The 6,521-nt window shown below is 70.9% G+C and carries 5 protein-coding genes; 1 reads left to right on the forward strand and 4 read right to left on the reverse strand.

Translation table 11 applies throughout. The features are described from left to right. Window positions 1-259: transposase (locus ACIBEA_RS43820; protein WP_399270051.1), on the forward strand; the 259-nt coding region annotated here is incomplete at its 5' end. A gap of 172 nt (window positions 260-431) precedes the next feature. Here the strand turns inward: ACIBEA_RS43820 and ACIBEA_RS43825 are convergent. From ACIBEA_RS43825 to ACIBEA_RS43840, 4 genes are all read right to left on the reverse strand, one after another. Continuing rightward, window positions 432-1,742 (reverse strand): SWIM zinc finger family protein, encoded by a 1,311-nt coding sequence (locus ACIBEA_RS43825; RefSeq protein WP_399270053.1) that lies wholly within the window; start codon window positions 1,740-1,742, stop codon window positions 432-434. 98 nt (window positions 1,743-1,840) lie between these two features. Next, entirely contained in the window at window positions 1,841-4,795 is a 2,955-nt protein-coding gene (locus ACIBEA_RS43830; RefSeq protein ID WP_399270059.1) for a DEAD/DEAH box helicase, read from the reverse strand. A gap of 640 nt (window positions 4,796-5,435) precedes the next feature. After that, window positions 5,436-5,654, reverse strand: coding sequence for a helix-turn-helix domain-containing protein (locus ACIBEA_RS43835; RefSeq protein WP_399270055.1), 219 nt, complete (start codon window positions 5,652-5,654; stop codon window positions 5,436-5,438). Next, window positions 5,651-6,235 carry a Uma2 family endonuclease gene (locus ACIBEA_RS43840; protein ID WP_399270057.1) on the reverse strand — a complete coding sequence of 195 codons (585 nt, stop codon included), beginning with the start codon at window positions 6,233-6,235 and terminating at the stop codon, window positions 5,651-5,653. Before ACIBEA_RS43840 ends, ACIBEA_RS43835 begins: the two co-directional genes overlap by 4 nt. Window positions 6,236-6,521 lie beyond the last annotated feature (286 nt).

The following is a 6,521-nucleotide window of genomic DNA, read 5'->3' on the forward strand; positions in this document are numbered from 1 at the left end:
CCTTTCCCTGCCGCCTGCGATCCGGCAGGTCGTCTACACAACCAACGCGATCGAGAGTCTGAACGCGCGCTACCGGAGAGCGGCACAGGCTTGCGAGCATTTCCCGAACGAGACCGCCGCCCTCAAGCGGCTCTACCTCGCCACCCTCGCTCTCGATCCCACCGGGCGTGGCCGCCAGCGCTGGAGCAACCGCTGGAAGGCCGCCCTCAACGAATTCGACGTCCTCTTCGACGGCCGCCTTACCGCCAATCAGGTATAGGCCGAACAGCCCAAAAAACAAGGTGTAAGCCAAACAGACGAACCACACCTAATTCGTGATAGACCCCTACCTCACTGCCATCGCGGAAGAGATCAACAACCAGCCCCGCCGCTGCCTCGGCTACCTCACCCCGCAAGAAGCCTTCCAACGAGCCCTTTCCGAAGGTGTTGCTTCAACGAGTTGACACCGCCCAGACTGTTCCGGATGCGCTCTCAGTTGGCGGACTGGTCAGCAGGCTGGCCAGGACTCGGCCCGCGTCGTGGCCGCCCGGCCCGGCTGGCCACCACAGGCCTTCGCTCCGGCGATAGGGGTACCAGCGGCCGTCCGGGCCCCAGCGCAATTGGGCGTCGCGGCCCACCACGGTCCAGCGGTCGCGGGTACGGCGGAGGGCCGGAGGTCGCCCGCCCTCCCAGGTTTCCGCGATGCGGGTGCGGGCGGCGGTCACGTCCTGTGGTGTCGGGGGCGGGCCTTCACCCAGGGTGGCCAGGGCTGGCGGTCCTCCGTAGCGCCAGGCGTGGGCGGCCCTCGTCAGGCGGGTCGGGTCATGCTCCTGGGCGGCGACGAGGAGCAGGGCGAGGATCTCTCGGTCGGGTTCGGCGGAGGCGCGGCGGGCGAGGTCCTGCCAGGCGGTCAGGGACGGGATGAGGAGATCGTCCGCCAGGCGGGCGGCACGGTCGGGGAGGCCTGGCAGACTGGGAAGCGCGCACGCTTCGCCGGCCGGCGGCTCCGCGAGGGTGCGCGTGTAGGCGGCCAGGGCCCGGCGGGCCGCGTCGGCCGCCAGGCTCTGCAGTGCGTGCGGGACGATGGCCGGGCCGGGCTCCTCGGTCCCGGTGAGGTCTGTGACGGGGCCCGGGTGCGGGTCGGGGTCCGGCAGAGGCGGGGGTGGGGGCAGCGGACCGTCGTGAGCGCGGGCGAAGGCCGCGGCCGCCCGGACGCCGCGCGAGGGCCGGGGAGCCGGGGGCGCGGGCTGTGTGCGCGCGGAGTGTTCGGCGCTGCGCGCGGCAAGTTCGTCGAGGAGCTGGACTTCGTCCCGGCCGCGCAGCAGGAAGAGGGCGAAGGGGGTGGTGTCCAGGACCCGGCCGAACTGGTAGCACAGCGCCGCCGCGTGCTTGCACGGGTCGCCCCAGTCCGGGCAGGAGCAGTGGTAGGTGAACTGCCCGGAGCGGGGCAGGAGTTCGGTGTCGGCGGCGCGGCCTACGGCGTCGATCTCCTCGGGCACGGTGCGGTCCAGGAGCGCCGCGATGTGCGCGGGCTTGCGGGCGATAGCTTCCAGAAGCCGGTTCCAGGCGGCCGCGTGCAGTTCGGGGAGTGTGGCCTTGGTCCGGTAGGGCGTTCTGCGGCTGCCGTGCACGGGGGCGGTGAGGGAGCCCGGGCGCACCGTGATCGTGCCGACCGCGCCGGATCTGGCGTAGGTGCGGCCCCGGCTGAGCCGTCCGTCGGCGCGCGCGTATCCGTACCGGTCTGGGCCCTCCAGGGCGCTCACCCAGGCCCCGCCCCACCAGCTGTCTGGAAAAGCGCGCTGTCCCGGGGCCGGAGGGAGCGGAGGGAAGGCGATCGGCCGGGTGGTGTGTGCGCGGCGGGTCATCGGTCGCTCCGGTGCAGGGTCACGAGATCGGCGAGTTCGGCGTCGGTCAGGTCGGTGAGGGCGGCCTCGCCGCCGCCGAGGACGGCATCCGCCAAGCCCCGTTTGCTGCGCAGGAGGTCGGCGATCCGGTCCTCCACCGTGCCCTCGGTGACCATGCGGTGGACCTGCACCGGCTGGGTCTGCCCGATGCGGTACGCCCGGTCGGTGGCTTGGTCCTCCACAGCGGGGTTCCACCAGCGGTCGAAGTGTACGACGTGTCCGGCCCGGGTCAGGTTGAGGCCGGTGCCTGCGGCCTTCAGGGAGAGCAGGAAGACGGGGACCTCGCCGCGCTGGAAGGCGTCCACCATCTCCTCCCGGCGAGCCACCGGCGTCTGACCGTGCAGGAACAGGGTGGGGATGCCGCGGGAGGCCAGGTGGGTCTCCAGCAGGCGGGCCATCTGCACGTACTGGCTGAAGACCAGGACGGAGCCGTCCTCGGCGAGGATCGTGTCGAGGAGCTCGTCGAGGAGATCCAGCTTCCCGGAACGGCCCTTCAGGCGGGCCCCGGACGGCTCCTTCAGGTACTGGGCGGGGTGGTTGCAGATCTGCTTGAGCACGTTCAGGAGCTTCAGGACCAGACCGTGCCGGGCGATGCCCCGTGCCGCCGCGATGGCCGCCATCGACTCGCGGACCTGAGCCTCGTACAACGACACCTGTTCGCGGGTGAGGGCGACTCGTTGGTCGGTCTCGGTCTTCGGCGGGAGTTCCGGGGCGATGCCCGGATCGGACTTCTTGCGGCGCAGGAGGAAGGGGCGGACCAGGCGGCCGAGACGTTCTGCGGGGCCTGGATCCGGGCCGCTCGCGGCGGCCGCGGTGGTGACTTCCTCGCGGGCGGCGCGCTCGGCTGCCCGGCCGTATCGGGTACGGAAGGACTTGAGCGGGCCGAGCAGGCCGGGGGTGGTCCAGTCGAGTAGCGCCCACAGTTCCGAGAGGTTGTTCTCCACCGGGGTGCCGGTCAGGGCGACACGGGCAGCCGAAGGGATGCTGCGCAGTGCCTTCGCGGTGGCGGCGGCCGGGTTCTTGACGTGCTGTGCCTCGTCGGCGACGACCAGGCCCCAGGGGCCGGTCTCGGCGAGCAGTGCGGCGTCGCGCCGCATCGTGCCGTACGTGGTGAGGACGAACTCGCTTCCCCCGAGGTTTTCGAGGTCGCGGACCTGGCCGTGGTGGCGGCGGACTGGTGTGCCGGGGGCGAACCGTTCGATCTCCCGGGTCCAGTTGCCGAGCAGCGAGGCCGGGCACACCACCAGGGCCGGCCCGGCGGTGGCGGGGTCCTCCTGGCGTCGCAGATGCAGGGCGATGAGGGTGACAGTCTTGCCGAGCCCCATGTCGTCAGCGAGACAGGCCCCGAAGCCGAGCCGGGTCATCCGGTCCAGCCAGGCCATGCCGCGCAGCTGGTAAGTGCGCAGGGTCGCGTCCAGGGCGGCGGGGGCGCTGGCCTCGCCCTGGTCGGGGGCGAGGAGCCGGCCACGGAGGTCGGCCAGCCAGCCGGTCGCGTGCACGGGGACGACGGCTCCGTCCTCCTCGACCGAACCGGTGAGTGCCGCGGTCAGCCCCTCGAACGCACTGAGCGTCCGCTCCCGCTCGCGCGCCTTGCGGATGAGCGCGGCATCCACCACCACCCACTGGTCGCGCAGCCGCACCAGCGGTCGGTGCGCCTCGGCGAGCCGGTCGAGCTCGGCCTGCGTGAGGGTCTGGTCGCCGGCCGCGAACTCCCAGCGGAAGGCGAGGAGTTGCTCGGGAGAGAAGAAGGCGGGCGCTTCGGCGTCGCGGTCCTGCCCGACGGGTTCGACGACGGCGTGGGCCAGCAGCTCGCGGACCAGGTCTTTGGGCCAGTGCACGGCGATGCCCGCCGCGTCGAGCCGTTCGGCGGCGTCCTGGAGGAGGTCGGCCAGCTCGTCGTCGGACAATTCCAGTGCGTCGGGCACCGGGCGGTCCAGGATCCGGCCGAGAGGCTCCCACACCCGAGCGGCCCGGCGCAAAGCCAGCATGGTGTCGATGCGCGTCCGCGGCCCGAAGCCGGGCAGCGCGTCGGCGGGCGCGGCCCATACCTCAGCTGCGTCGGCAAGGACGGTGGGGTCGGCCAGGGAGTGCAACTGGAGCGCGGCGCGTAATGAGTGCGGGCCGGGGGCCGTGTCCGGCGTGGTGTAGTGAGGGTCGAAGCCGTCGCCCTCGTCGCCCTCGTCGCCCTCGTCGTACGAGCCGTACACGTCGGTCCACGGCAGTTCGACCCGCAGCGAGAGCCGCACGCCACTGTCCGCGCCGTGTGCCACCTCTGCCGCCCAGACCCGCTGCTCCGGCAACGGGGCGCGGGAGTTCAGCCCGGAGAAGGCCTCGGTACCCGTAAACGCCGCGGCGGCCGCAGTACGCGGCAGGAGATCGGCGATCGCGTCCAGATACGCCCGCAGCCGCTCGTGGGGATCAGGCAACCGCACCGGCCCCGCGCCGTCCAGAGGCGCGCCGTACGCCGTGGGCGGCATCGCATCGGCCAGCGCCCTGACCCACCTGACGTCCTCCGCCTCGTACGGGCCGATCCGCCATGCGTCCAGGTCGCCGTCGGTCAGTCCGGGCAGGAGCCGGCCGCGGCCCGCCATCCGCAGGGCGAAGAGGGAGGCTGCCCGCCAGACAGTGACGGCCGGCGACAGGGCCCCGCCGGGCCCGTCAGCGTCCCGCGCGGCAGCCAGCAGCGGCAGCGCCTCGCGGACCGGGAGCAGCAGTACGGGCACCGTACGCCGCCGGGCCCCTCGCCCGTACGGGGCCGCGACGGTCAGGTCCTCAACGGGCCCCAGTCGTACGGGGAGAAACCCGGCAGTGGGCGAGTGAAAGGCGAGGAGCCCTTCCCGGGGAACGGGTGCGGGCAGGAAGAACGCCGAACAGCCCAGCAGCGCGGACGCCTCGTCGGGGCGTGGGGCCATGGAGACGGAGGGAGTCCCGTCCGCTTCCATGCAGGAGGAGCCGACACTCGGGTGCCCGGCCGCCCGGGTGCCGGCGCGGGCCGCGCCGGCACTGCCCGCGCCGGCACCCGCAGCCCGGGACCGGCCGACGACGGCCGGCCGGGCAGCGCGCACCCTGGGGTCGGCCACCTCGCGACCGTCCTCGTCAGTGAAGCGGACGGCGAGCTCCCGGCCGCAGGTGTCCTCCGTCACATGGCGGTACACCCGGGCCATCACTGAACCACCTCTTCGATCGTCGTCGCTGCCATGCGGGGCCTCAGTCTACCGGCGGCGAACCGGCTTCCTTGACGTCACGCCGAAGCCCTGCTAATTAGGGCGAGATCAGCTCGCGCCCCTCGACAAGGTGACAACGCCCAGCGCACGGTTCACGGTCAGGGCGAACAGTACCCGCTCGACCCGCAGGTCCAGCCGACGGCCTTCGAGCTGCCGGCGGACGACCGCATCGAGTCCGAGACGGTGCCACAGCCCGTCGAATGCGTGGGTGCCGCCCAGCGGGCGGGAGCCGGTGAGCGACAGGTCGCCCGGCGTGGTCGCGGCCAGAGCCTCGGCCGGGTCGGGAGCCGGGACAGCGCGGCGACCAGAGGACCAGCGGCAGAGTGCTCTACGGCGCTGTCAGAACGATGTCTTGCCCACTGGGGTCCCGTGCGATGAGAACAAGCCGGGTGTCGAGGACTTGCAGGTAACGGCGGAGTTGTCGCTGACTGATCTCTTCCACGGGAAGGCGCTCGAGTCGGGAAACGTTGGGCTGTGCGGTCCCTAGCCTGGCTGCGACTTCAGCCTGGGTGAGACCAGCCTGCTCTCGCAGGTTGGCTAGCCTCATACCGTCGGGCCTGTGCCGTACCGGAGGAAAGAACCGGTGTCGATCGTCCACGCGCCGAGCTTGACCACGTCTCCGAAGATGTAAGGCTGGCTGTTCTGGTATTTCCCGTGATACGGCTCATCATGCACGGCGATAGTGCCGTTCCGCGGATCAACGATCATGTACAAGCCGATGCCCATCGCCGGATAATCCGCCATTTTCTCTACATAGTCATTGCTCGGATTGGACTTCGACACCACTTCGACACATGCCAGCACCTCATCGGGCGCCAGTGAATCCCGGTCCGAGTCCAGCGCGCGCTCCTCGCAGACCACCGCGTCCGGACGCCGCAGGCGGCCGATTCGCGGGTCCTCGACTTCGGGCCCTGTCTCCGCGATCCATCCGGGGTGCGTCATGAGGATCTGCTGGTTGATCTGGTCCCGGATCCGGCCCGCGATCCTTTCGTGCCGGTTGACCGGGCTCATCATCATCATCACCGGCCCCCCAGGGCCGATCTCAATGTTCCACGTGCCCTCAAGGTGCTGAGCGTACTCCGAGAGCTCATCAGCGACTCTCCGCATCCACGTGTAGTCCAGACTCATACTCAGAGTATATCAGAAACGATATTCTGGGCGCGGTTCACGCGATGGCCGCCGCTCGGACCGACACGTTCCTCGGCGCCCGCTCGAACGGCTGGTGAAGCGCCGAGGCCACGGGAAGGCTCTGGTGGCCGTCGCCCGCTCGATGCTCGTCATCGTTTGGCACCTGCTCAACGATCCGGACGCCCACCAAAGTGAAGCTTCCCCTTGGTCTTGGACACCTGGAGACTGGGACGTGTGGTTCCAGAGGAAGTAGTGCCAGGTGGGAAGTAAGTACAGGAAGCGGTAC

It is taken from the genome of Streptomyces sp. NPDC051555, from assembly GCF_044454405.1.
Taxonomy (GTDB): Bacteria; Actinomycetota; Actinomycetes; order Streptomycetales; family Streptomycetaceae; genus Streptomyces.

Coding starts and splice junctions, on each gene's coding strand:
- ACIBEA_RS43830 (WP_399270059.1), bottom strand. CDS start 4,795: ATGGCCCCACGCCCCGACGAGGCGTCCGCGCTGCTGGGCTGTTCGGCG.
- ACIBEA_RS43835 (WP_399270055.1), bottom strand. CDS start 5,654: ATGAGGCTAGCCAACCTGCGAGAGCAGGCTGGTCTCACCCAGGCTGAA.
- ACIBEA_RS43840 (WP_399270057.1), bottom strand. CDS start 6,235: ATGAGTCTGGACTACACGTGGATGCGGAGAGTCGCTGATGAGCTCTCG.